Here is a 24,921-nt window from a genome sequence, read left to right as displayed (position 1 = left end):
GTGCGATATCTGCTCACCCACCTCGACGACCTGTGGGCCCTGACGATCATCCACCTGCGGCTCTCGCTCATCCCGATCGTGCTGGGCCTGGTGATCGCCGTGCCGCTGGGCGCGGTGGTGCAGCGCACCACGGCGCTGCGCCGGCTGACGACGGTCACCGCGAGCATCATCTTCACCATCCCGTCGCTGGCGCTGTTCGTGGTGCTGCCGCTGCTCATCCCGACCCGGATCCTCGACGAGGCGAACGTGATCGTGGCGCTGACGCTCTACACCGTCGCGCTGTTGGTGCGCGCAGTGCCCGAGGCGCTGGACGCCGTGTCGCCCGCCGTGCTCGACGCCGCCACCGCCGTGGGTTACAAGCCGCTGAGCCGGATGATCAAGGTCGAACTGCCGCTCGCCGTCCCGGTCCTGATCGCGAGCCTGCGGGTGGTGGCGGTGACGAACATCTCGATGGTGTCGGTCGGTTCGGTGATCGGCATCGGCGGACTCGGCACCTGGTTCACCGAGGGCTACCAGGCCAACAAGAGTGACCAGATCATCGCGGGCATCATCGCGATCTTCGTGCTGGCGATCGTCGTCGACACCCTGATCATGCTCGCGGGCCGCGCGCTCACCCCGTGGACCAGGGCGAACCAGGCGCCGCGGGTGGCCCGCCCGCAGACGGGTGTGGCGGCATGAACTTCCTGCAGGAGGCGCTCGCCTACATCTTCACCGGCGCGAACTGGTCGGGCGCCGACGGCCTGACCGCGCGGATCGTCGAACACCTCGAGTACACCGCGGTCGCCGTCGTGTTCTCCGCGCTGATCGCCGTTCCCGTGGGCATGCTGATCGGCCACACCGGCCGCGGCACCTTCCTGGTGGTCTCCGGCGTCAACGCGCTGCGCGCGCTGCCCACACTCGGTGTGCTGCTGCTCGGCGTGCTGCTGTGGGGGCTGGGCCTGGTGCCGCCGACGGTGGCGCTGCTGCTGCTCGGCATCCCGCCGCTGCTGGCGGGCACCTACTCCGGGATCGCGAACGTCGACCGCACGGTGGTGGACGCGGCGCGGTCGATGGGCATGACCGAGACGCAGGTGCTGCTGCGCGTCGAGGCCCCCAACGCGCTGCCGCTGATCCTCAGCGGACTGCGCACGGCGACGCTGCAGATCGTGGCGACCGCTACGGTCGCCGCGTACGCCAGTCTCGGCGGGCTCGGCCGCTACCTGATCGACGGCATCAAGGTGCGCGAGTTCTACCTGGCTCTGGTCGGCGCATTGATGGTGACCGCGCTCGCCCTGATCCTCGACGCGCTGCTCGCGTTCGCGGTGTGGGCGTCGGTTCCGGGCAGCGGACGGCTCCCGGGCGGTAGGCGCCGGATGCCCCAGCCGTTCCTCGGCGACGAGATCGATCTGGAGTCGCGGCCGCGCGCGGAGAAGTCTGTTTCTGACAGTTCGGCAGCCGGTTACGCGCGGGCGCGCCCTTCGCCTACGGTAGAAGGGTGAGTGAAGCAGATCGCTCTGAGCAGACGGCGAACGCCTGGCCGGCCGTGCTGACGTGGCGAGCGCACGACGTACCGCGGATGGAGTCCGTCCGCGTGCAGCTCTCGGGCAACCGCATCAAGGCCTACGGCCGGATCGTCGCCGCGGCCACGGATTCGCACCCGGCGTTCTCTGCGTCCTACGACCTGGTCACCGATGACCGCGGCGGGACGAAACGGCTCTCCCTGACGGTCACTCTCGCCGAGCGCGAGCGGCAGCTGTCGATCGCGCGGGACGAAGAGAACATGTGGTTGATCCAGGACCACCAGAACCAGACGAAGCGGGCGGCTTTCGACGGCGCGCTGGACGTCGACGTGATCTTCAGCCCGTTCTTCAACGCGCTGCCGATCCGGCGCACCGGCCTGTACCAGGCCGCCGATTCGATCGTGGTGCCGGTGGTCTACGTGCGGCTGCCGGAGCTGTCGGTGGAGTCGGCGTCGATCAGCTACAGCAGCGACGGCCCCGGCGACATCAAGCTGCATTCGCCGGCCGCCGAGACCACGGTGAGCGTCGACTCCGACGGCTTCATCCTCGACTATCCCGGACTCGCAGAGCGGATCTGATCACCCCGCCGGCGCGTCCGGCCGCGGCGAGCTCCTCGCGCCAGCCGTCCGCGCCGATCGTCGTGGCGACGATCTCCGGACGGCTGAAGCTGTCGTAGCGCATGCGGGCGGCGTGACCCGCCTCCACCAGTTCCGCCGTCGACGCGTGGGTTGACAGTGCATCGCGGGCGTGCGTGAGCTGGTCGATGGTGCGGTCGAGGGCGGGCAGCAGCTGGTCGGCGTTGGCCTCGCACATCGCCCGCACCAGGTCCGGTGCGGTGGCCGCCACCCTGGTGCCGTCCCGGAACGAGCCGGCGGCCAGCGCGAACGCCAGCGGCACCTCGCCCGCGGTGACGGCCAGCGCCTCGGCCAGCAGATGCGGGAGGTGCGAGATCGCGGCCGCCGCGGCGTCGTGCTCGTCGGAGCGGGCGGGCACGATCACCGCGTGGCATGCCAGGGCGAGGTCCATCACCAGCGCCCAGACGTCCGGGTCGACGTGGTCGTCCACACTGATCACCCACGGGGCGCCGACGAACAGCCGGGCGTCGCCCGCCGTCCAGCCGGAGTGCGCGGTGCCCGTCATCGGATGACCCCCGACGAAGTTCGCGGTCAAGCCGAACTCGTCGACCTCACGCAGCACCGCGGTCTTGACGCTGATGACGTCGGTCAGTGGGCAGTCCGGGGCGACGTCGCGGATGTGGCCGAGCATGATCGGCAGCGCGGGCATCGGCACGGCGAGCACGATCAGTGCGCCGCTGTCGGCCGCCCGGCTGAGCACCTCGCCGAGGTTCTCGCCGGCGTCGAAACCGTCGAACCGCGCGGCCTGGGCGGACTCCACCGACCGGTTGTAGCCGAAGACCTCGCGCCCGGCCGCGGCGACGGCACGCATCACCGAACCGCCGATCAGACCGAGACCCAGAACGCACACGGGGACAGTTGTCACCGTTCCAGGTTGGCACACCGCGCGGGGCGGCAGAGGGCGGGTTCGGGCCGGCCATTCTGGTCAAAGTCCCTGGTCGGCGACTAGCGTAGGCCCACATGGGAGCACAGCGGGCACCGGCGCAGAACCAGGCTGTCGACGCGCCCGACGGCTTCGGAGTGGCCGTCGTCCGCGAGGACGGCAAGTGGCGCTGCACGGCGATGCGGCGGGCGGCGCTGCGCAGCCTGTCGGCGGCCGAGACGGAGCTGCGCGAGTTGCGCAGCGCGGGTGCGGTGTTCGGGCTCCTCGACGTCGACGACGAGTTCTTCGTGATCGTCCGACCGGCGCCCGCGGGCACCCGCCTGCTGCTGTCCGATGCCACCGCCGCGCTCGACTACGACATCGCGGCCGAGGTGCTCGAGGAGCTGGACGCCGACATCAGTGCCGAGGATCTCGACGACGCCGACCCGTTCTCCGAAGGGGATGTCGGGCTGCTGTCCGACGTCGGTCTGCCGGGCGCGGTGCTCGGCGTGATCCTCGACGAGACCGATCTCTACGCCGACGAGCAGCTCGGCCGCATCGCCCGGGAGATGGGGTTCGCCGACGAGTTGTCGGCCGTGCTCGACCGTCTCGATCGGTGAGCTCCGACGAGCAGCTGATCCGCGCGGCGCTCTCCGCGGCCGCCATGGCCGGGCCGCGCGACGTGCCGATCGGGGCGGTGGTGGTGGCCGCCGACGGCACCGAACTGGCCCGCGCCGCCAACGCCCGCGAGGAGCTGGGCGACCCGACCGCACACGCGGAGATCCTGGCCCTGCGGGCGGCCGCGGCCCTGGGCGCCGACGGCTGGCGGCTCGAGGGCGCGACGCTCGCGGTGACCGTCGAGCCCTGCACGATGTGCGCGGGCGCGCTGGTGCTGGCGAGGGTGGAGCGGTTGGTGTTCGGGGCGTGGGAGCCCAAGACCGGCGCCGTCGGGTCGCTGTGGGACGTGGTGCGCGACCGCCGGCTCAACCACCGGCCGCAGGTGCGCGGCGGCGTGCTGGCCGACGAGTGCGCGGCGCCGCTGGAGGCGTTCTTCGCCAAGCAGCGGTAGCAAGCTGCCGTCGTTTTTGCGCCAGTGGCTGTTGCCCGCCCCGATCGACGACCCTCAGCGCAAAAACGAGCGCGATTAGGGCCGTCCGGCGAGCTTCGGTAAGCTGCCACACGGTGGCGTGTCCGAGCGGCCTAAGGAGCACGCCTCGAAAGCGTGTGACGGGTAACCCCCGTCCGAGGGTTCAAATCCCTCCGCCACCGCCACAAGCCCCGAACCTGTTGATTCAGGTGAGGGGCTGTTTCATGCCCGCTCATCGAGGCGGCCGGTGCACCCTCGGCACCCGGTGTCGCACTGTTTCGGATTCCGGCCCACCTGCCGGTGGGAGTCGCACGGTGTCCTCCTCGCGCCGGACCCGCTGCCGGACGGTCTCGGGTTCCGGTGCACGCTTCGGCGGAAGTCGCACGGTGTCCTCGTCGCGTCGGGGTGGCGGCGCCGGCAACCGGACGGTGTCGGGCTCAGGTGCGCGCACCGTTGGAAGTCGCAGCGTCTCGTCGTCCCCCACAGGTTGCGCCGTTGCGGCCGGCGCCTCGCTGAAGCCGATGCGCGCGTGCAGCCGCTTCAGCGGCCCGGGCGCCCACCAGTTCAGATCGCCCGCGACGCGCAGGAACGCAGGCACCACGACACCGCGGATCACGGTGGCGTCGATGACGATGGCCAGCGCGGTGCCGATGCCGAACATCTTCATGAACGACAGCCCGTTGGCGAACGACAACAGCGTGATGGTGAGCAACAGCGCTGCGCTACTGATGATCCGGCCCACCCGGGCCAGGCCGACGACGATGGCGTCGTTGTTCGACAGCCCCGCGTCGCGAGCCTCCTTGATGCGGCTGAGCAGGAAGATCTCGTAGTCGACGGACAGGCTGAACGCGATGCAGCAGAGCAGCACGACCATCGACAGGTTCAGCGGCGCGGGCGTGACCCCGAGAAACGACGCCAGATGCCCGTCCTGGAAGACCCAGACCATCGTGCCGAGCACGGCGCTCAGCATCAGCAGGTTCAGCACGAGCGCCTTGAGCGGCACGACGATGCTGCCGGTGAACAGGAACAGCAGCACGAACGTGGCCAGCGCGATCAGCAGGACCGCCGTCGGAAGGCGGTCGCCGACCGCGGCGCTGGTGTCGATCAGTGTGGCGGTCGGCCCGCCGATCTGCACCTGACGGTCGACGGCGTCCGACCGGATCGCGTGCACGACCTGCTGTGCGGCGTCGGACTGGGCGTCCACCGACAGGTAGACCAGACCGTAGGCGGCGCCGTTGTTCTCGAATCCCGGCGCCGGACCGGCGATGCGTTCGCCGCGCTCGTAGGTGCCGCCGGGCGCGACCACCCGCACCACGTCGTCCATCGCCGACGCCGACGCGGCCAGCTCATCGAGGGCACGGATGTCGTTGCGGGCCAGCAGTGTGACCGCCTGTGAGCTGTCCGCCGCGAAGTCCTCCTTCAGCGATTCGGCCACCAGGCGGGCATCGGAATCGGCAGGCAGTGCGCGTTCGTCGGGCATGGCGAGTTGGACGCCGAGGAAGGGAATGCCGAGCAACAGCAGCACCGCGATCACCGGGAGTGCGCACTGCAGCGGCCTTTTCGTCACCGCCTCGGCGCATCGCCGCCAGAATGCCGACTCGGCCGAGAGCGGGACTTTCCGCCGGATCACCGCCAGCGAATCGATGCGGCGGCCGAGCAGAGCCAGCAGCGCAGGCAACACGACGATCGCACTGAGTGCCGAGAGGATCACGACGGCACTCGCGGTGAGTGCCGTCGACCGCAGGAAGTACAGCGGGAACACCAGCAGCCCCGACATGGCGAGCGTGACTGTCGCTGCGCTGAAGATGATCGTCCGGCCCGCAGTCGTGACGGTGGCGACGATGGCCGCTTCGTGGTCCCTGCCCAGTGCGCGTTCCTCGCGGAATCGCGACACCATCAGCAGGCCGAAGTCGATGGACAGCCCGAGCCCGAATGCCGTTGCGACGGTGAGCGCGTGCACCGACACGTCGGTGACGGCGACCATGATCGCCAGCACCAGCAGCGTCATGACGATCGACGTGATCCCGATGGCGAGGGGGAGGAAGGCGGCGACGAGGCCGCCGAAGACGATCACCAGCACGGCGAGCAGGATGGGCAGCGCGATGCTCTCGCTGACGACGAGGTCCTTGCTGACCCGGTCCTCGATCTCCACCGACACGCCCAGCGGGCCACCCGCACGCACGTCGACCGCGGCGTCGTCGGTGGGCAGCCCGTCGATGATCCGGATCGCCGTCTTGGTGGCCTCGTCGGTGGTGCCGCCGACGTGTACCAGGATGGCCGACGGCCGGCTCAGCGAGCCGACCACCTTCGCCGTCGGTTCGGTCTCGACGAGTCGTCGCACCCGGTCGGCGGCCGCCGCGACCTCGGGACTGTCCGCGGCGCCGTCCCGGGCGACCATCTCCAGCAGCAGGTTCGGTGTCGTGGGGAAGTTCTGATCGAGGAACTCGGCGACCTGTGACGACTCCGCGGCGGGGTCGACGAACCCGCCGACGCCGAGCTTCTGGGACACGGTGGCGCCGAAGACGAGGCTGACGCCGAGCAGGGCGAGGACGGCGAGCAGGATCAGCTTCGGCCGTCGCACCGTGAGAACTGCCAGCCGGGTCAGCATGTCCGGCTCACCGCCGGGAGCCGGGCCAGCAGCGGCAGCAGGGCGGTGAACAACGGCGGCCCGTCATCGAGATAGAAGTGGCCGCCGCGCAGCATGTGCACGGAGCACGCCCCCGTTGTGCGTGAACTCCATTCCTGCAGATCGGATTCCGTGACCAGCGGGTCGTCGCTGCCGCCGAAGGCGTGGATGGGACACGTGAGCACCACGGGTCGGCTGCCGTCGTCGGTGCTGCACAGCCGCAGGTCGATTCGCGCCGCCTTGACGGCGCCGTCGCGCAGCGCGGGCCATTCGGCGACCTCCGGCGGGATGCCGCCGAGGTCGGAGAGCAGCGCCGTCATCTGGTGATCGTCGAGGTGGTGGGGGATCGGTGCCGGGAGGTGCGGGGGAGGGAAGGAGGACACCACGAGTGCACGCGGCATCGGGGCGCCCGACGCGGCGCGCACACAGGCCAACCGGTAGGCCAGCAGGGCGCCGAAGCTGTGGCCGAAGAACGCATGGGGGCCGTCGAGCGCAGGCCGCAGTTGATCGTCGAGGTGGTCGACGAGTTGGCTCAGCGTGGCGAATCGCTCGCGGTTGTGCACCTCGACCGCGACGACGTCGACCGCCGGACCGAGCGCCTTGTTCCAGCCGTTGAACATCGCCCCGGCGCCGCCGGCGTGATGGAAGCAGAGCAACCGCATCGTGACACCCGCCTCAGTGGGCTTCCGTGAGGAATGCGAGTTCCTCGGCGATCGCTTTCACCGTGTACCGGATCTGCTCGTCGGAATGGCAGCTGGTGACGAAGAAGCGCAGTCGCGCTTTGTCCTCCGGCACGGCCGGGTAGATGATCGGGTTGGCGTTGATGCCGCGGCCCAGCAGCGCGTTGGACAGCTTCAGCGCGGTGGCCGAGCTGCCCACGATGCAGGGGACGACGGGTGTGCCCGCGCTGTCGCCGGTGTCGAGGCCGGCTTCCCGGGCGAGCGTGAGGAACAGTGCGGACAGCTCGTGCAGCCGTCGCAGGTGCTCGGGCTCGCTGCGCATCGCGCGGATCGCGGCGAGTGAGGCCGCCGCGGTCGGTGGTGGCATGCCGACGCTGTAGACGAAGCCCGGCGTCGTGTACTTGAGGAACTCGATCAGCTCCCTGCTGCCGCCGACGTAGCCGCCGCAGCCGGCCAGCGACTTCGACATGGTGCCGGACCACAGCTCGACGTCGTTGCGGTCGACGCCGAAGTGTTCTCCGATGCCGCCGCCGGTCTCGCCGAGCACGCCGATGCTGTGCGCCTCGTCGATCATGAGCAGCGCCTGGTGCCTGCGCTTGACGTCGATGAAGGCGGGCAGGTCGGGGATGTCGCCGTCCTGGCTGTAGACGCCCTCGATGATCACCAGCACCCGGCGGTACTGGTGACGGATGCCGGTGAGCAGTTCGTCGAGCGCGGCGTGGTCGTTGTGCGGGAACGGCCGGCGGGTGGCGCCCGACAGGATGCAGCCCTGCATGATGCTGTCGTGCGCGAGGCTGTCGTGGATCACCAGGTCGCCCTGGCCGAGTAGGTGCCCGATCACCGTGACGTTGGTGGCGTGGCCGCTGACGAGGGCGATCGCGTCCTCGGTGCCGAGCAGTTCGGCCAGCGCGAGCTCCAGCTCACGATGCACGGGCTTCTCACCCGAGATGGGCCGAGACGCCGAGCACGAGCTGCCCCATCGGCGCACCGCGTTCGACACCGCCTCGGCGACCGCGGGGTGGCCCGACATCCCCAGGTAGTTGTAGCTGGAGAAGTTGATCACCTCGGCACCGTCGATGATCGAGGTGTCGCGGGTGACGCCGTCGTTGACCTTGAAGTAGGGGTTGTCGACGCCGATGGCCGCGGCGAATGCGAACCGCTCGGCCAGCGCCTTCACCTCGTCGAACTCGCCGATCCGGAACTGCGGGCGGACGGCCGGCGCCGCTGCGGGTGCCGTTGTCGCCGAGGGGGTCTCCTGCCCGCCTGCCATGCCGACCACGTCGGCGAGTGTGGTGGCGGGGCCGAAGCCGGCCGGGTCGATGGCCAGCCCGGGGAGCTTTCGTGCCAGCCCGCTGAAGACGTCGGCCACCATGATCGAGTCGAACCCGAGGTCGCCGACGATGGTCTGGGCGCTGCGCAGATCCTGCTCGGGGAACCCGCTGACCCGCGCGATCTCGGAGCGCACGATCGCCGTCGTGTCGACGGCCGGATTCGCCTGCGGCGCAACTGCAGTCGGCGCGGGCGTCGGTGCCTTGCCCTGTCCGTATGCGGCGAGCACGGCCGCCTGCTCGCGGAACAGCGCGATGAGATCGTCCATCGTCGAATCCTTCGTTGAGACATTCGCCGGCCCGGCCACTGCCGCAGTCGGTTCGGTGAACCAGAACCGGTTGGCGGTGCTGAACGAGTAGCCGCTGAGTCGGTGGACGGCCCGGGCCTCCGCCGGGTACAACAGGTCCCACTCGGGGTCGAGGCCGTCCCGGTACAGCGCGGCAACGGCTCCGGTGAGGTCGGTGCCGACGGCCAGAGCCGGGGGCGCACCCTCATGCGATCGCGTGATCATCTGCGCGAGCGTGCGTTTGGCGCCGAACTCGACGAGATGCGTGGGCTCGGCCTGCATCGCCTCCGCGACCGCGTCGGCGAATCGCACGGTGACGCGGATGTGCGCGGTCCAGTACGCGGCGTCCATCGGTTCGTCATCGCCGAGCAGCCGGCCGTGCAGTGTGGAGAAGACCGGCACGGCGGGCAGTCCGTAGGAGCACGATGCGGCGACGGCGGCGAACTCGGTGGTCATCGGTTCCATGAGCCGCGAGTGGAACGCGTGCGACACGTTGAGCCGGCGCACCGTGATCCCGGCCCGTTCCAGGCTGTTCGCGGCGTCGTCGATCGCGTCCGTCGCACCGGACAGCACGATCTCGCCGGTGCCGTTCACCGCGGCGAGGTCGAGGGGGAATTCGGATGCGACGGCCGCGTCGGCACGCACGGCGAGCATGCCGCCCCCGGCCGGCAGCTGCTGCATGAGACGGCCGCGCGCGACGATCAGGCGGCACGCGTCGTCGAGGCTGAACACCTCGGCGACGGCGGCCGCGGTGTACTCGCCGATGCTGTGCCCGAGCAGCCAGGCCGGTTCGGCGCCGAGCCGGCGCAGCGCCTTGGCCTGCGCGTACTGCAGCGCGAAGATCGCGGGCTGGGCGAACTCTGTGCGATCGACGCCCGCGTCGTCCATGACGTCGCGGATGGAGGACCCGAGATGCGGGGTCATCGCCGCGTCGACCTCGTCGAAGGCGTCCCGGAACACCGTGCTGGTCTCGTAGAGAGCCGTCGCCATGCCGGGGTACTGGGTGCCCTGGCCGCTGAACAGCCAGCCCGTCGACATGCCGCCTGCGGTGCCCGTGGCGTACTCCCCGCGCAGCGCTTCGACGGCCTCGGCGCGGTCGCCGGCGACGATCGCCAGCCGCACCTTGCCGGAGGCCTTGATGCGATTGGTCGACCAGCACAGCTGCACCAGTGGAGCGTCGCTGTCCTCGATGTCGCGGGCCAGCAGTGATGCGTTGCGGCGCAGATCTTCTGCCGAGCCCGCCGAGAGGGTGAGCACTCCGGTTCCGGCGGCCGTCGGCGCAGGCTCGGGCGGCGGCGCGCCGGCGAGGACCATGTGACAGTTCGTGCCGCCGATGCCGAAGCTGGAGACCGCGGCGATCGCGGTGCCCGGCGCCAGCTCCATCGGCTCGGCCAGCATCCGCAGGCCGCCGTCGGCGAGCCGCAGTTGTGCGTTCTCGGAGTCCGCGAAGCGCGACGGCGGCACCACTCGATGATGCAGACTGAGAATGACTTTCAGCAGTCCGGCGATACCGGCTGCGCCCTCGGTGTGGCCGAGGTTGCCCTTGATCGACCCGACGGCGCAGGGCGTGTCGCGGCGTGAACGATGAGCGTGTGCAAGCGCTTTCGCCTCGATCATGTCGCCGAGCAGGGTCCCGGTGCCGTGCGCTTCGATGAAGTCGATCTGCGCGGGTTCGATCCCCGCGGCGCGGTAGGCCGTCGCGGCGACCTGCTGCTGGGCCCAGCGGTTCGGTGCGGTGATGCCGTTGCTGCGGCCGTCGCTGTTGACCGCGCTGCCCGCGATCACGGCGTAGATCGGCAGCCCGGCGGCGAGCGCGTCGGAGCACCGGCGCAGGACGACGACGGCGACGCCTTCGCCCCGGCCGATCCCGTCCGCCTTGCCGCTGAACGGTTTACAGCGGCCGTCCGGCGCCGCCAGGCCGGCCTTCGTGTAGAAGACGTTCAGGGCGGGGGTGAGGCTGAGGTTGACACCGCAGGCGATCGCCTGGTCGCACTCGCCTGTGCGCAGCGCCTGGACGGCCAGATGCGCTGCGACCAGTGACGACGAACATGCGGTGTCCACGGCGAGGCTGGGTCCCTTGAGGTCCAACTGGTAGGACAGCCGGTTGGCGGTCATGAAGTACCCGTTGCCCGTGCCGTCCTGCGCGCTGATGGTGCGGTAGTCGCTCATGTGCAGATGAGCCCATTCGTTGGCCATCACGCCCACGAACACCCCGGTGTTGGAACCGGCCTGCCCCCGAGGGTCGAGGGTGGCGTTCTCCAGTGCGCGCCACGTCGTCTGCAGCAGCAGCCGCTGCTGCGGGTCCATCGCCTGCGCCTCGCGCGGCGCGATGCCGAAGAAGTCGTTGTCGAACGCATCGGCGTCATCGATCAGGCCGCCGGCACGGTGATTGACGACGCCGTCGTCGAGCAGTCCGGCGGCATCCCACCGCTCGGGCGGGATCTCGTCGATGCCGTCCGCGCCGTCGAGCAGCAGCCGCCACAGCGCGCCGGGATCCGCCGCCTTGGGGAAGCGGCAGTCCAGGCCGACGACGGCGATGTCGGTCATCGCGGGCGCTCCTCGTAGACGATGTCGGTGAGCTCGCCGTTCAGGAACGCTGCCCGCATCGACGCGCGCTGCACCTTCCCGCTCGTGGTGAGGTGGATGCCGCCGCGTTCGACGAACACCACGACGGGCGCAGGGATCTCGAAGCCGCGCGCCACTGCGGTCTTGACGGCGGCGGCCAGTTCGGCGCAGGTGGTTTCGCCGAGCAGTTCGGTCTTGACGGCCTGGATCAGCAGCAGACGTTCGGTGTCGTCGACGTCGATCGCCACCGCGCACCCCCGCGATCCGGCGACGGCCGGGTGCACGTCCTGGACGAATTCCTCGATGTCCTGCGGGTAGAGGTTGCGGCCGTTGGCGATCAGCAGATCCTTGAGGCGCCCGGTGACGAAGAGCTCGCCGTCGTGCAGCAGCCCGAGGTCGCCGGTACGCAGGTACGGCCCCTCGCCGTCGGCGGTCTCAGCACGGAACTGCTCGGCCGTCTGTACGGGACGGCGGTGGTAACCGCTGGCGACGCTGCGGCTGCGCAGCCAGATCTCGCCGACGGCGTCCTCCGGCAGCGGATTCGAGGTGTCGGGATCGACGATCCGCACCTCGACGCCCGGCGCAGGCGGGCCGGAGCTCACCAGGGCGACCGCACGGCCCGTTGCGGGTACGTACCGGTGCTGTTCGAGGGCGTCGACGTCCGCATCGAGGTAACGGGGGCCTGCGCTGCTGAACGTGGCCATCAACGTCACCTCGGCCATGCCGTACGCGGGGCGCATCGACGACGGGGCGAATCCGGCCGGGGCGAGCAGGTCGGTGATCCTCTCGATCGTGCGGCGGCGAACGGGCTCGGCGCCGTTGAGCGCGACCTCCCAGCACGACAGGTCGAGGCCGGTCAGCTGGTCCGGTGTGACCCGGCGCGCGATCAGGTCGTAGGCGAAGTTCGGGGCGGCGGACATGGTCCCGCGGTGATCGCTGATCGCCTTCAGCAGCCGGACGGGCTGTTTGAGGAACGCCAGCGGCGACATCGTCACCAGGTCCGCGCCGTTGAAGAACGTCAGCAGCTGACCCATCAGCCCCATGTCGTGCCAGTGCGGGATCCAGCCGACCATCACCGACGCCGTGTGTGCTCGGACGGCCTGGGTCATCACGGTCTCGTTGTGCACGACGTTGCCGTGGGTGACGGCGACGCCCTTCGGGTCGCCGGTCGAACCGGACGTGTACTGGAGGAACGCGACGGTGTCGGCGGTGAGGTCTGGCATCGTCCACGAGTCCGCATCGGCGAGCGGCCGGTCATCGGTGGCCACGCACCGCAGCGGGCCGGCAAGATCGAGTTCGTCGATCCCGGCGGTGAACAGCCCGCGCAGGCTCTCCGTGGTCAAGGCCAGCCCGCTGTCCGCGTCGCGAAGAATCCCCGCGACCCGCTTCATGCTCCGCTGATCGACGGGCAGGGGCGTGGGTATCGCGATCACCCCCGCGTAGAGGCAGCCGAGGAACGCCCGCCAGAAGGCGATGCCCGGTTCGAACAGCAGCAGTACGGGCCGCTCGGCCTCCGGTTGTGAATTCAGCCAGGCGGCGAGTTCGCGCGCATCACGGTCCAAGGCGGCGAAAGCCGTGACCTCGGGGACGAGATGTCGTCCGGACTCGTTGAGGAAGGTGAAACAGCGGTCATCGGGGTGGGCCTCGAACTGCGACCGCAGGTGCGAGACGAGATCCGTGCTGTGCGACGTCCTCATACGGCTCCTGCGGGGTGAGCCAGAATCAGCAAACCAGTGCAGTGACGATGATCGTCGCTGATACACGGTTCCACAACCCCGATTGCTGGACTGATGCGGGAAACGCGGTTTGCGGCGCAGTCAATTTCGGCAAATATCTTGCCGTTGTCAACGACCGGATGGGCACCGCGGACGGTGTCGCGCTCTAGGCCACCTGCTGCTGTTGCTCGGCGACGGCGCTGCCGATGAAATCGGCGATGTGGGACAGCGTGGGGTAGTCGAAGATCATCGTCGGGTCGACGTCGATGTCGAAGTGCAGTTCGACGTCACCTACCAGGCTGATCGCGTGCACCGAGTCGACTCCCATCTCGGCGATCGGAACCATGGGGCTGATGGTGGTCACCGGGACCTCCAGGTAGGACGCGAGCCGGGCGGTGAGCCAGTGGAGGATCGGGCGGCGGTTCGTGGTCATCTCGGACTCCTCAGGTCGTCTGCGTGGGCTTGAGGTCAATGGTCTTCGCGCGGCGCCTCGTCGGTAATCGCGCGGAAGCCAGAGTTCTGTCCTCGGCGGGAAGGCTTTCCTAGCCGTCGGGTAAGGGCCGTCGGTCGAGGCATCCGGTACAGGTCGTTTCTCCGGGTCTGCGCACGCTGCCGCCGGTTCGCCACCTAACATTCATGTGGTGTTCATCGGCGACGCGCGACGACTGCGGTTGCCGGTGCAGTCGGCGCGCACCTGGGTGACGATCGCCGTCAGCGCGGTCGTCCTGTTTCTGATCGGGCTGCAGGTCGTCGCGATAGCCCTCGGGTTCCAGGGTCCGCTGCACAGCCTGATCAGCGATTACGTCGCCACCCCGAAGTCGGCCACCGTCGGCTGGGTCGCCGTCGGCGTGGCGATCGTCGGGCTGTCGAACCGCAACCGGGTCATCGTGCTGTCGCTGGCCGCGGCGATCGACGTGGTGTTCGCCCTGGAACGGGTGCTGCGCGGCGGTGTGCTCACCGTCGGCAACGGACCGATGATCGTGCTCACCGGGTTGGCCGTGGTGGCGTTGCGAAAGTTCAGCGGCGTCGAACGCACCAACGCGCTGCGCGGTGTCGCCTTCGGCGCCCTGCTCGTGCTGGCCACGAAGGCCGGCGACGCGTGGCTGAGCATCACCGCGGCTCTCCGGCCGGCGGTGCTCGACGAGTACGCCCTGATGGCCGATCACGCACTCGGACAGCCGTCGTGGTTGATGGGCCAGATCGTCGACGCGGGCGGCCCGCCGCTGACCGCCGTGCTGCACTGGGTGTACATCGAGTTGCCCGTCGCGGCGATGATCGTGGCGCTCTACCAGTTGCGCAATGTCCGCACCGGCGTGTGGCCGCGGCACTTCCTGATCCGGACCTTCCTGGTGCTCGGCCTGGTCGGGCCGGCCATCTACGTGCTGTTCCCGATCGTGGGACCGGGGTTCGCGTTCGGCAGCGCGGGTGACGGCTTCCAGCTCGGGAACTACTGGCCGAACGCGCTGCCGCCGGTACTGACGCCGGAGGCCTTCGCCTTCGACGGTTCGACACCGCGCAACTGCATGCCGTCGATGCACACCGCCTGGGCGCTGGCGGTCTTCATCCACTCCCGCGGTGGACCCGGGTGGCTGCGATGGGGCGGCACGTTCTGGCTGGTGTGCACCGTCGCGGCGACGCTCGGTTTCGGCTATCACTACGGTGTCGACCTCGTCGCGGGCGCGGTGTTGTGCATGACCATCGAGTCGGCGCTGCGCGAACCGGCCTCGGGCCGCGGCCGGTCGTCGGTGCAGTTGGTCGCTTCCGGGACGGCGTTCCTGGTGGTGCTGTTGGTGTGCTGCCGGTACTTCGCCGAGGAGATGGCGAGCTACCCGCTGGTGTTCGGCCCACTCACCGTCGGAGCCCTGGTGGCCTTCAGCGCCGCGTTCTACGCGACGTTCTTCGCCCGGCGGGCCGGTGCCGACGCCGCCGTGGTGGAGGATTCGGCCGGGACGCAGTCGGCTTCACGCCTGCTTCGGTGATGTCGCCTACCTGCCGGTGAGTGGAAACCCGTACTCGTACTCGTATTCCAGCGCGCGGCGCCTGACGGTGGTCCTCGAGCTGCTCGTGCTCTCGGAGCTGTGAGCCGCGTCTTCGTGGGCGTCGGCGGCAGGTGTGGCGGTGGCCGTTGCCGTCGAGCCGATTCCGGCGATCGCCATGGCCACCAGTGCGGCGATCACGACCTTGCGTAACGATGTCATGAGGAGATGGTCCTGTTCGCCGCTTCCTCGCGTAATCGCCGGCAGGGCAGACTTTCCCGACGGGACGACAGGTTCTCCTGTCTTCCCGGCAAGGCGCCTACGCGGGGAAGAGCCTGATCGGCAGTCGTTCGTGGCGCCGGATGATGTTGTTCACCGCCCACACCGGTTCGCCGGTGACCTCGATGCGGTCCACCCGCTCGAGCAGCGCGCGCAGCATCGCGGTGGTCTCCAGCCGGGCCAGTCCCTGGCCCGCGCAGGCGTGGGCGCCGTTGCCGAAGCCGACGTGCCTGCCCGCGTCGCGGCGGATGTCGAATTCCTCCGGGTCGTCCCACTCGTGTTCGTCGCGGTTGGCCGACGCGTACATCACCAGCACCCGCGCACCGGCCGGGATCGCGGTCCCGGCGATCTCGGTGTCGGCCCGCACCCGCCGGGCGAACGCGCGTAGCGGCGACTCGTAGCGGACCACCTCGTTGACGGCCTTCGGGATGAGCGACGGGTCCTCCTTGAGCAGCCGCCACTGCTCGGGATGGGTGGCCAACAGGTACAGCGCGTTGGAGATCGCGCTGATCGTGGTGTCGAGCGACGGCGCGATGTAGTCGACGAGCAGCGCCGGGCACTCGGCGTGCGACAGCAGACCCTCGTCGGCCGAGCGCAGGAGTTCGTCGGCCATGCTGCCGTCGAGCACGGTGCGCTCACGCACCACCCGCCTGGCGAACCGCAGCATCTGCACCGTTCGTGGAATCGCCTTACACGACTGCCAATTGATGGGACCGAGGACGTCGAAGGTCGCGCCGCCCCAGTCGATGAGGTGGGCACGCTGATCGCGCGGCCAGCCGACGAGGTCGGGGACGACGGCCAGCGGCAGTGTCGACGCCAGCTCGACGGCGTCGACGGATCCACGCGCCACCGCGCGGTCCACCACCGTCGAGGCCTGCCGGTCCACCTCGTCGCCGATGTCGCGCAACGCCCGCGGCATCAACCGGTGCGCGACCAGCTTGCGTCGCCGGGCGTGCTCCTTGCCGTCACTGGCGAGCGTGGTTCCGTTGGACAGCCGGTTGCTCAGCGGGTTGAGTGCCACGCCGCCATCCGATTCGAACAGGGCGTCGTCCCGCAGTGTCGCTTTGCACTCCGCATACCGCGGCAGCGCGTAGACCCGGTGGCGGGCCGACCACACCACGGGTCCGAGCGCGCGCATCCGCCGGTAGTGCGGGTACGGGTCGACGATAGCCTTCCGCGTGTAGAGGCCGGGCCGGTAGACGGGAGTCGCGCTCATCGGGTTCGCCCCGCCGTCGCGCGAAGGGCGGGAAGCGATTCGAACAGCGCAGCGGTGTCGCGCCCGGCACACATCACGGTGCGGTCGGGCCGGACGACGGCGACCGTGGCGTGGCCGCGGCGCAGCCACTCGGCGACCTCGCTGCCCGGTTCGGCGACGTGCACGACGGCGCCGGCCCGCTCGGCGAGTGCGGCATCGGCCGCGCCCAGCGGTGTCGCGGAGACGACGGCGAAGCCAATGCCCAGCACGCTGTCGAGCCTCTGACCCTCCAGCACAACGGAATTGGGGCACAGTCGGCCCCCGAGCCCGCGAACCTTCCGGCGCACGAGCGGCGACCGGTGCAGCCGCGGGGTCTGCGAGTCGAGCAGCTTGGCGCCGATCGCGGGGATGCGGTGCAGCCGGGGGACGACGGCGCGGCGGGCCAGACTGCCGAGCTCGCCGCCTGCGGTCATCGCGCGGCCGACGTTGAGCGCCAGGCCGATCATGTGCCGGGCGTGGGGTTTACGCTCCTGCTCATAGGTGTCGAGCGCACCGCGCGGAAGGGCGTCCGTCAGTACGCCCGCCAACTTCCACGCCAGGTTCATCGCATCGCGCAGGCCCGCGCCGAGGCCCTGGCCGACGAACGGCGGCGTCAGGTGCGCGGCATCCCCGAGCAGGAACGCATTCCCACGGCGCCAGCGGTCGGCGATCTGGGCACGGAACGTGTACTCGGTGACGCGCAGGACGTCGAGTTCGTGGTCGGGCACGCCCGCGGTCCACGGCTCGATCAGCGGGCGCAGCGCGGTGAGCGACTGATAGTCCGCCGCGGATTCGCCTGTGCGCAGGCGGAACTCCCAGCGGTACCGGTTCTCGCCGATCCGCATGTACGTGGCGGCCCGGTCCGGGTCGCACACCTGGTGCACGCCCTCCCACTGCCGTAGGTCCGCGGCGGTGGCGACGTCGACCACCAGCCAGCGCTGTTCGAACTTCAGGTCGCGCATCGCGGAGCCGATGGCCGCGCGGACCAGGCTGTTGGCGCCGTCGCAGCCCAGCACGTAGTCGGCGGTGATCACGTGCCTGCGTCCGTCGGTGCGGTCGACCGCGGTGATGCGGGCGGGTCCGACGGTCCCGGCGACGACCTCGACGACCTCGACACCGCCGAGCAGTCGCGCGCGGGGATGCCGTGCCAGGTTGGCCCGCAGCAGTGTCTCGAGCTCGGGCTGGTCGAACATGTTCGCCTGCGGGAAGCCGTTCGGGCTGTGGCGCGGGTCGCGGCGGAACTCGGCGAGCACGGTGAGATCGCGGTCGAGGAGCCGCAATCCGAGACCGGGGCGGGACAGGGCCATGAACTCGTCGGCGACACCGAGCCGGGCGATGATCCGGCACACCTCGTCGTCGAGGTGGACGGCGCGGGGCTGCGGGTAGACGGCGGTCCACCGATCCAGCACCAGCACCTCGACGCCGTACTGCGCCAGCAGGGTGGCCGCGGCGACGCCGGTGGGGCCGGCGCCGACCACCGCGACCGGGACGTGGGTCACGCGTATCTCACCCGCAGCCGTTGCGTGGAGAGGTCGACGGCGCCGTCGTCGGTGGCGACCGAGGCCTCGACGACGTCGCCGTCGCGCAGGTACTTCGGGTTGGCGGCCTGGCGCTTGAAGAAGGCCTTCCACTTGACCGCGGGCGGCAGCAGGCTCCCGATGATCTCGATCGGCTTCGGCGGGGCGCTCAGCGCGGTGCCTGCCGGAGTGCCGGTCAGGACGAGGTCGCCGGCGGCCAGGTCCTGGAAGCGGGTGAGCGACTGCAGGGCCTGCAGCGGGCGGTAGAGCATGTCGCCCTCGACGAGTGCGTTCTGCCGTTCCTCACCGTTGACCGACAGCCGCAGCCGCAGATCGCCGAAGCGCTTCAGTTCGTCGGCGTCGACGAGGACGAGTTCGGGGCCGACCGGGGTGAACGTCGGGTAGGACTTGGCCTCGTAGAACTGGGTCTGCGGCAGCTGGATGTCGCGGGCGGAGACGTCGTTGGTGATCACCAGGCCGGCGATCGCACCGGGCAGGTCGGCCTCGGACAGCCGGGTGCCGACCGGGATGTCGCGTCCGATGACGAGGCCGATCTCCACCTCGTAGTCCAGGAACCGGACGTGCGCGGGCCTGACGATGTCGGCGAAGGGGCCGCTGATGGACGCCGAGGACTTGCGGAAGAACGTGAGCGGCACGGTCTTCGGGTCCATGCCCGAGTCCTTGACGTGGGATTCGAAGTTGGTCATCTGCGCCACCACCCGGCACGGCGCGGTGACGGGGGAGAGCAGCTCGAGGTCGGCCAGCGGGACGGATTCGCCCGCGGCCGCGGCGGCGATGGCGGCCCGGTCGGCGAGCAGTTCGGCGGTCGACCCGGCGGTGGTGGCGATGCGCGCGGCGCCGGATGCGGTCTTCACCCACCAGGCGTCGGCGGTGCGCAGCACGGATGTGGTCATGAATTGGCAACTTTCAGTAGGCCGATCAGGCGGTGGACGTCGAACTCGTTGCGGTCGCGCAGGGCGGTGATCATCGACGCGGCTTCGTGCCGCGCAGACCGGGGTGTGGTGCCGAGGAAGTCGCGGGTCACCGGTGGGCCCCACTGGGAGAGCCCGGATGCGGTGAACGGCGCCCAGCCGGGTTGGAGGGTGTCGTCGAACATGTCGCCGTCGGCGAAGTGCTCGACGAGGAAGCCGTCGGGGTCGCGCCAGTAGTCGAACAGCTGGCTGCCCTGGATGTGGCGGCCGATGCCCCACGACCGCAGATAGCCGCGCTCACTGAGGTATTCACCGCCGGCGGCGAGCGCGTCGAGGTCGGTGACCTGATACGCCGAGTGCACGTACCGGTTCGACGGTCCCAGCGCCAGTGCCAGGGTGTGGTGGTCGGCGGGCGTCGCGCCGCGGTCGCAGCGGATGAAACTCATCGTCGGCCCGCGGTCCCGCTGGCCGGGGAAGTACAGGAAGTCGCTGACGATCATCCCGAGGTTGTCGAGGTACCAGTTCAGTGTCTGCAGGTAGCGGGTCGACTGCAGCACCACATGCCCCAGTCGCTGGATCCGGGCGGGCACCCGCGGCGGGCGTTGCGTCGCGTTGACCCGGTGCACGGTCCGGCCCGCGTTGACGGTCAGCGGCGGCTGCGTCGGCAGGGTGGGCAGCTCGTGCATGCCTGCGACGACCTTGACCGGCATGCCGCCGGGGTCGACCAGGTCGGCGGCGATGCCGCCGATGGACTCCGGGAGGGGCAGGACCGGGCGTCCGGTGGCGTCGGCGAGGCGGAGCACGTCGACCTCGTCGGCGGCCCGCAGCGCCAGGCCGGCGAACCGGGTGCGTTCGCCGTGGCGCAGCAGGACGCACGGTGCGCCCGCGTCGGTGCCACGGAGCTCCAAGCGACCGGGGTCGCGCAGCGCGGTCTGGAATCCGAATGCGCGGGCGAACGCCTCGGCCCGGGTGAGGTCGGGTTTCTCGAACTCGAGCCACGCGATGTCGACCACCTTGATGACCGGGTTGCGGGCCCGGCCGGGGTGCTCGCCGCGGCGTGCACCGTCCTCGCTGTGCAGCTCTTTGTGCACGTCAGCCGTGCGGTTGAGCTTCAGCGCCATGACGACCTCCTCATCTAGTGACGAAATCGTCACATGCGACGCAACGCTCAGTCAAGTGTTTCTGACGAAATCATCAGATCTGACTGAAGCTGCTATGGTGAGGCGGTCGCAGGAGGGCGGAGGTTCATGTCGAGTCAGTCCGAGACCCCGGTGAGCCGTTCCGAGCGCCGCAAACAGCGCACCCGCGCCGCACTCGTCGCGGCCGCCCAGGCCTTCATCGCCGCAGGCCGGCTGAACGCGCCGGTACTCGAGATCACGCAGGCCGCCGACGTCGGCATGGGCTCGTTCTACAACCACTTCGACAGCAAGGAGCAGTTGTTCGAGGCCGCCGTGACCGAGGTGCTCGACGCGCACGGCGCCCTGCTCGACGACTACACCGCGTCGATGGACGATCCCGCGGAGACGTTCGCGGCGTGTTTCCGGCTGACGGGCCGGCTGTTCCGGGCGCGGCCGCAAGAGAGCCAGGTGCTGCTCGCCAACGGGATGTCGCTGCTCATCTCGGACCGCGGCCTGGCTCCACGCGCGTTGCGCGACATCCGTGCCGGGGTTGCGGCAGGCCGGTTCCGGGTCGACGATCCCGAGCTGGCGCTGGCCGTCGCCGGCGGGGCACTGCTGGGGCTCGGCAACCTGTTGCGGGCGCAACCCGACCGGGACGACGCTGCGGCCAGCGACGTCGTGACCCGTGACGTGCTGCGGCTGTTCGGGATGACCGAAGAGCAGGCGTGGGAGGTGTGCGAGCGCCCCTTGCCGGAGATTCCGGCGCTACAGCGCTCGGACTCGGTCGCCTGAGCTCAGTAGAACGACGGGTTGAAGTCGTGGCGCCAACGGCCGTCGATGCAACTCAGCGGCAGGCCGTCGGGAGATTGGGCGACACCGCTCTCGCCCTCGCACGACGAGCTGTTGGTACGGATGCCGACGAGCGGTCCGGACGCCCGCCAGGTGTTCGGGGTGCCGCACCTCAGCGTGTTGCCCGAGGCGTCGAGGCCGTAGACCCAGCGGGTGCCGCCGTTGCACGGGCCGCCGAGTTCGACGCCGCGGTTGACGTAGGAGACGCAGTCCGCGCCGTCGCAGGTGGTGCTCGGCGGCGCGGCGTAGGCGGTCGCAGCGGGCACGGCGATCAGTCCGCCGGCCAATGCCAGCGCGGCCAGAATTCTCATGCGCATCAGACTAGGCCCTCGGCTCGTGCCGTTCGGCGGGTTCCGCGGTCTCGGGAGACACAAACGGCGGCGCCCCGATCGGGGACGCCGCCGACGTGCTGTGGCTGGGAACTACGGGCAGGTGACGCTCAGCTCGAACGGCTTGGTGATCTGGCCCGCCATCGGGTTGGCCATGTCGACGCCGGTCGCGTCGCCCTTGATCGTGTAGGTTTTGTCGTCCTTCTCGACCTGGGCACTGCCCTGGCCGGTGCCCTCCTGGTAGGCGAGCGTCACGCCGTTGACGTTGCCCAGGCCGACCGACCGGACGACGGGGTCGTCGCCCTCGCTGATCACCGCGCCGATGCCGCCGGTGGCCTGGCCGAAGCCGATGTTCAGGTTGCCGCCCATCGAGGTGCAGGCGACAGTGCCCTGCAGCTGCTGCTCCTGGCCGTCGACCGTCAGCTTCGTCTCACCTGTCCCCGACGAGCTCGATGCCGACTCGGTCGCCGAGCTCTCCTTGGAATCCGACGAACAGCCCGACAGACCGGCGATGACCAACGCCGCACCTCCCACAGCGATCACAAAACCGCGATTCACACTGCTCTCCTTTTGTTGTGCGGCCCGTCAACGCCGGGCCATCCTGAGCAGTATTGCCCTGCCCCACCGCTGTGGTGCGTGTTTGTTCCAAATTCGCCGTGCCATGGACGGTTGCCGGTAACTTCGCCGTCATGCAGACCTTGCGCACGCCGGACGAGCGGTTCACCGAGCTGCCGGAATTCGCTTACCCGCCACGGTATTGCGAGGTCGACGACACCGAAGGCGGACGGCTGCGGGTGGCCTGGGTCGAAGACGGTCCGGCACAGGCCGATCCGGTGCTGATGCTGCACGGCGAACCGTCGTGGTCCTTCCTGTACCGGCGGATGATCCCGATCCTGGTGGCGGCCGGGCATCGGGTCGTCTGCCCGGATCTGGTCGGATTCGGCCGCTCCGACAAGCCCACCCGCATCGAGGACCACAGCTACGCCCGCCACGTCGAGTGGATGCGCGCGGTGGCCTTCGACGAGCTCGACCTGCGGCGGGTGACACTCGTCGGCCAGGATTGGGGTGGGCTCATCGGCCTGCGGCTGGCCGCCGAACACCCGGATCGCTTCGGCCACATCGTCGTCGCCAACAGCGGGCTGCCCACCGGCGACGTCCCGATGCCCGACATCTGGTGGCAGTTCCGCGAGGCGATCCAGGGCATGGACACCATCGACGTCGGGCGATTCGTGAAGTCCGGATGCGTCCGGCCGATGGACGACGCCGTGCGCGGCGGCTACGACGCGCCGTTCCCGGACGACTCCTATTGCGCGGGACCGCGTGCCATGCCGGGCCTGGTGCCCACCGCCCCCGACGATCCCGCGTCGGAAGCCAACCGGGCGGCGTGGAACACCCTGCGCGACAGCGAGACCCCGATGCTGGTGGCGTTCAGCGACAGCGACCCGATCACCGGCGCGATGGCCCCGATACTGCGGGAGCAGATGCGCGGTGCGCAGGGCGTCGACCACCCCACGATCCGCGAGGCGGGCCACTTCCTGCAGGAGGACGCCGGCGAGGAACTGGCCGAGGCGATCGTCAGGTTCCTCGCAGCGGGCTAGGGGCAGGTGGCCTCGACCTCGAACGGCATGTCCACCGGGACGTCCGGATTCGCCGGGTCGGTGCCCATGCCGGTGCCCGTCACGGTGTACCCGGCGCCGTCGTCGCGGGTGACCTCGGCCGGCGTCGCCGCCACGCCCTGCAGGTAGGCCAGGCCCACGCCGTCGGATCCCACCTCGCCGATGCTGACGGACTCCACCACCCCTCCGTCCACCACGACGGTCGTCTTCTTCTCGCCGTCGAGGGTGATCGTCGCGCGGGCACCTTCGACCGCGCACTGCACGCCGGTGACCGCTCCGACGTCGTTCCCGTCCAGCACCACCCTGCCCTGACCGGTCGGGGCCTCGGACGAGCAGCCGGCCAGTGCGGCGACCAGGGCTGCGCAGCAGGCGGTGAGAGCGAGTCGGGTGTTCACGAGCACCGAGTATGGGGGCCGGTGGGGTCGCGCCGTAAATCCCCAGGCCGCAGGTGTTGAATACCTGACGTGGACGAGCGGTTCTTCACGGTCGAGGCGGAGCTGCCGGGGCAGTTCGGCCGTGTCGGTGTCATCCACACCCCGCACGGCGACATCCAGACGCCGGCCTTCATCGCGGTGGGCACCCAGGCCACCGTCAAATCGGTGCTGCCGGAGTCGATGAAACAGCTTGGCGCACAAGCCGTGCTGGCCAACGCCTACCACCTGTACCTGCAGCCGGGGCCCGACGTGGTCGAGGCGGCGGGCGGCCTCGGCGCCTTCATGAACTGGCCGGGTCCTACGTTCACCGACAGTGGCGGGTTCCAGGTGATGTCGCTGGGCGTCGGATTCAAGAAGGTGCTCGCCATGGACACCGACCGGCTGCAGGCCGACGACGTGATCGCCGACGGCAAGCAGCGGCTGGCGCACGTCGACGACGACGGTGTGACGTTCCGGTCGCATCTCAACGGGTCGATCCACCGTTTCACCCCGGAGGTGTCGATCGGCATCCAGCAGCAGCTGGGCGCCGACATCATCTTCGCCTTCGACGAGCTGACGACGCTGGTGAACACCCGGGCCTACCAGGAGCAGTCGGTGGAGCGCACGCACGCGTGGGCGGTGCGCTGTCTCGCCGAGCACCACCGGCTCGCCGCGGCCCACCCGCAGCGCCCCCGGCAGGCGCTGTTCGGCGTGGTGCAGGGCGCACAGTACGAGGACCTGCGGCGGCAGGCGGCGCGCGGGCTGGCCGAGATCGGCAGGCAGTCCGGACCCGCCGAAGGCCTGAGCTTCGACGGCTACGGGATCGGCGGGGCGCTGGAGAAGCAGAACCTCGCGACCATCGTCGGCTGGGTCAGCAGTGAGCTGCCGGCCGACAAGCCGCGGCACCTGCTCGGCATCAGCGAGCCCGACGACCTGTTCGCCGCCGTCGCGGCAGGCGCCGACACCTTCGACTGTGTGTCGCCGTCACGGGTGGCCCGCAACGCCGCGGTGTACTCGGCCGGCGGCCGGTACAACATCACCGGATCGCGCTACCGCCGCGACTTCACGCCGCTGGACGAGGAGTGCGACTGCTACACCTGCGCGCACTACACCCGGGCCTACCTGCACCACCTGTTCAAGGCCAAGGAGATGCTGTCGGCGACGTTGACCACCATCCACAACGAACGCTTCATCGTCCGCCTGGTCGACCGGATCCGCGCGGCGATCGTCGCCGGCGAGTTCGACGAACTGCGTGACCACGTGCTGGGGAGGTATTACTCGCGCTGATCGACTCCACGACGTAATCCGTCGCCGTTTTGCGGTAACGCGACGGTTTCATCGCCGCAAGGCGCTACGCTCGCCGAAATCCGCACA

The 24,921-nt window shown here is 69.9% G+C and carries 23 protein-coding genes and 1 tRNA gene; 10 read left to right on the top strand and 14 right to left on the bottom strand.

Annotation, left to right across the window (positions count from 1 at the left end; genetic code table 11):
* From O6P37_RS23440 to O6P37_RS23430, 3 genes are read left to right on the top strand one after another with little or no spacing between them, the layout of a single operon-like run.
* Entirely contained in the window at positions 1-678 is a 678-nt protein-coding gene (locus O6P37_RS23440; protein WP_264011568.1) for an ABC transporter permease, read from the top strand.
* Positions 675-1,478 (top strand): ABC transporter permease, encoded by an 804-nt coding sequence (locus O6P37_RS23435; RefSeq protein ID WP_269896332.1) that lies wholly within the window; start codon positions 675-677, stop codon positions 1,476-1,478. Before O6P37_RS23440 ends, O6P37_RS23435 begins: the two co-directional genes overlap by 4 nt.
* A complete protein-coding gene (locus O6P37_RS23430; protein WP_269896331.1) occupies positions 1,475-2,077 on the top strand; it encodes a putative glycolipid-binding domain-containing protein in 603 nt (200 codons plus the stop codon). Before O6P37_RS23435 ends, O6P37_RS23430 begins: the two co-directional genes overlap by 4 nt.
* Here the strand turns inward: O6P37_RS23430 and O6P37_RS23425 are convergent.
* Entirely contained in the window at positions 2,040-2,984 is a 945-nt protein-coding gene (locus tag O6P37_RS23425) for a prephenate dehydrogenase (protein ID WP_269896396.1), read from the bottom strand. The genes O6P37_RS23430 and O6P37_RS23425 overlap by 38 nt on opposite strands.
* 110 nt (positions 2,985-3,094) lie before the next feature.
* Here O6P37_RS23425 and O6P37_RS23420 point away from each other — a divergent pair, with 110 nt between their 5' ends.
* The 3 genes from O6P37_RS23420 (at position 3,095) to O6P37_RS23410 (ending at position 4,268) form a co-directional block, all read left to right on the top strand.
* Complete coding sequence (locus O6P37_RS23420; protein ID WP_269896330.1) at positions 3,095-3,616, top strand: tRNA adenosine deaminase-associated protein; 522 nt, start codon at positions 3,095-3,097, stop codon at positions 3,614-3,616.
* Positions 3,613-4,065, top strand: a complete 453-nt coding sequence (locus tag O6P37_RS23415; protein ID WP_269896329.1) for a nucleoside deaminase — start codon at positions 3,613-3,615, stop codon at positions 4,063-4,065. Before O6P37_RS23420 ends, O6P37_RS23415 begins: the two co-directional genes overlap by 4 nt.
* 112 nt (positions 4,066-4,177) lie before the next feature.
* A tRNA-Ser gene (locus O6P37_RS23410) sits at positions 4,178-4,268 on the top strand.
* A gap of 47 nt (positions 4,269-4,315) precedes the next feature.
* On the opposite strand, the gene O6P37_RS23405 is transcribed toward O6P37_RS23410, so the two are convergent.
* The 5 genes from O6P37_RS23405 to O6P37_RS23385 form a co-directional block, all read right to left on the bottom strand.
* Positions 4,316-6,691 (bottom strand): MMPL family transporter, encoded by a 2,376-nt coding sequence (locus O6P37_RS23405; protein WP_269896328.1) that lies wholly within the window; start codon positions 6,689-6,691, stop codon positions 4,316-4,318.
* Positions 6,685-7,371 (bottom strand): thioesterase II family protein, encoded by a 687-nt coding sequence (locus tag O6P37_RS23400; protein ID WP_269896327.1) that lies wholly within the window; start codon positions 7,369-7,371, stop codon positions 6,685-6,687. The genes O6P37_RS23405 and O6P37_RS23400 overlap by 7 nt, the downstream gene beginning before the upstream one ends.
* Positions 7,372-7,384: 13 nt before the next feature.
* Positions 7,385-11,551: a type I polyketide synthase gene (locus O6P37_RS23395; RefSeq protein WP_269896326.1), complete on the bottom strand. Its 4,167-nt coding sequence runs from the start codon at positions 11,549-11,551 to the stop codon at positions 7,385-7,387.
* Positions 11,548-13,266, bottom strand: a complete 1,719-nt coding sequence (locus O6P37_RS23390) for a fatty acyl-AMP ligase (RefSeq protein ID WP_269896325.1) — start codon at positions 13,264-13,266, stop codon at positions 11,548-11,550. Before O6P37_RS23390 ends, O6P37_RS23395 begins: the two co-directional genes overlap by 4 nt.
* A gap of 184 nt (positions 13,267-13,450) precedes the next feature.
* Positions 13,451-13,717 (bottom strand): acyl carrier protein, encoded by a 267-nt coding sequence (locus tag O6P37_RS23385; protein WP_269896324.1) that lies wholly within the window; start codon positions 13,715-13,717, stop codon positions 13,451-13,453.
* Positions 13,718-13,925: 208 nt separating this feature from the next.
* Here O6P37_RS23385 and O6P37_RS23380 point away from each other — a divergent pair, with 208 nt between their 5' ends.
* On the top strand, positions 13,926-15,263 hold the full coding sequence (locus O6P37_RS23380) for a phosphatase PAP2 family protein (RefSeq protein ID WP_408633236.1): 1,338 nt from the start codon (positions 13,926-13,928) through the stop codon (positions 15,261-15,263).
* A 6-nt stretch (positions 15,264-15,269) separates the two neighbouring features.
* Here O6P37_RS23380 and O6P37_RS23375 read toward each other — a convergent pair whose 3' ends face one another.
* From O6P37_RS23375 to O6P37_RS23355, 5 genes are all read right to left on the bottom strand, one after another.
* Complete coding sequence (locus tag O6P37_RS23375; RefSeq protein WP_269896323.1) at positions 15,270-15,482, bottom strand: hypothetical protein; 213 nt, start codon at positions 15,480-15,482, stop codon at positions 15,270-15,272.
* Positions 15,483-15,579: 97 nt separating this feature from the next.
* A complete protein-coding gene (locus tag O6P37_RS23370; RefSeq protein WP_269896322.1) occupies positions 15,580-16,755 on the bottom strand; it encodes a cytochrome P450 in 1,176 nt (391 codons plus the stop codon).
* A complete protein-coding gene (mhpA, locus tag O6P37_RS23365) occupies positions 16,752-18,272 on the bottom strand; it encodes a bifunctional 3-(3-hydroxy-phenyl)propionate/3-hydroxycinnamic acid hydroxylase MhpA (RefSeq protein ID WP_269896321.1) in 1,521 nt (506 codons plus the stop codon). Before mhpA ends, O6P37_RS23370 begins: the two co-directional genes overlap by 4 nt.
* Positions 18,269-19,204 (bottom strand): fumarylacetoacetate hydrolase family protein, encoded by a 936-nt coding sequence (locus O6P37_RS23360; RefSeq protein WP_269896320.1) that lies wholly within the window; start codon positions 19,202-19,204, stop codon positions 18,269-18,271. Before O6P37_RS23360 ends, mhpA begins: the two co-directional genes overlap by 4 nt.
* A complete protein-coding gene (locus O6P37_RS23355) occupies positions 19,201-20,343 on the bottom strand; it encodes a VOC family protein (protein ID WP_269896319.1) in 1,143 nt (380 codons plus the stop codon). The genes O6P37_RS23360 and O6P37_RS23355 overlap by 4 nt, the downstream gene beginning before the upstream one ends.
* A 126-nt stretch (positions 20,344-20,469) precedes the next feature.
* Here O6P37_RS23355 and O6P37_RS23350 point away from each other — a divergent pair, with 126 nt between their 5' ends.
* The gene (locus tag O6P37_RS23350) at positions 20,470-21,132 is read left to right on the top strand and encodes a TetR/AcrR family transcriptional regulator (protein ID WP_269896318.1); all 663 of its coding nucleotides are present in this window, start codon (positions 20,470-20,472) and stop codon (positions 21,130-21,132) included.
* A 2-nt stretch (positions 21,133-21,134) separates the two neighbouring features.
* Here the strand turns inward: O6P37_RS23350 and O6P37_RS23345 are convergent, their stop codons facing one another.
* Both O6P37_RS23345 and O6P37_RS23340 read right to left on the bottom strand, forming a co-directional pair.
* On the bottom strand, positions 21,135-21,500 hold the full coding sequence (locus tag O6P37_RS23345; RefSeq protein WP_269896317.1) for a hypothetical protein: 366 nt from the start codon (positions 21,498-21,500) through the stop codon (positions 21,135-21,137).
* Positions 21,501-21,611: 111 nt separating this feature from the next.
* On the bottom strand, positions 21,612-22,076 hold the full coding sequence (locus O6P37_RS23340) for a lipoprotein LpqH (protein WP_269896316.1): 465 nt from the start codon (positions 22,074-22,076) through the stop codon (positions 21,612-21,614).
* 131 nt (positions 22,077-22,207) lie between these two features.
* Between O6P37_RS23340 and O6P37_RS23335 the strand changes: the two genes are divergently transcribed.
* Positions 22,208-23,116, top strand: coding sequence for a haloalkane dehalogenase (locus O6P37_RS23335; RefSeq protein ID WP_269896315.1), 909 nt, complete (start codon positions 22,208-22,210; stop codon positions 23,114-23,116).
* On the opposite strand, the gene O6P37_RS23330 is transcribed toward O6P37_RS23335, so the two are convergent.
* Complete coding sequence (locus O6P37_RS23330) at positions 23,113-23,529, bottom strand: lipoprotein LpqH (protein WP_269896314.1); 417 nt, start codon at positions 23,527-23,529, stop codon at positions 23,113-23,115. The two genes, O6P37_RS23335 and O6P37_RS23330, sit on opposite strands and share 4 nt — an antisense overlap.
* A 69-nt stretch (positions 23,530-23,598) precedes the next feature.
* Between O6P37_RS23330 and tgt the strand changes: the two genes are divergently transcribed.
* Complete coding sequence (gene tgt, locus O6P37_RS23325; protein WP_269896313.1) at positions 23,599-24,834, top strand: tRNA guanosine(34) transglycosylase Tgt; 1,236 nt, start codon at positions 23,599-23,601, stop codon at positions 24,832-24,834.
* Positions 24,835-24,921 lie beyond the last annotated feature (87 nt).

The sequence above is a fragment of the Mycobacterium hippophais genome (assembly GCF_027529605.1).
Lineage (GTDB): Bacteria > Actinomycetota > Actinomycetes > Mycobacteriales > Mycobacteriaceae > Mycobacterium > Mycobacterium arseniciresistens.
The sequence above is the reverse complement of the archived record's forward strand: the minus strand, read 5'-3'. Positions and strand labels throughout refer to the sequence as shown.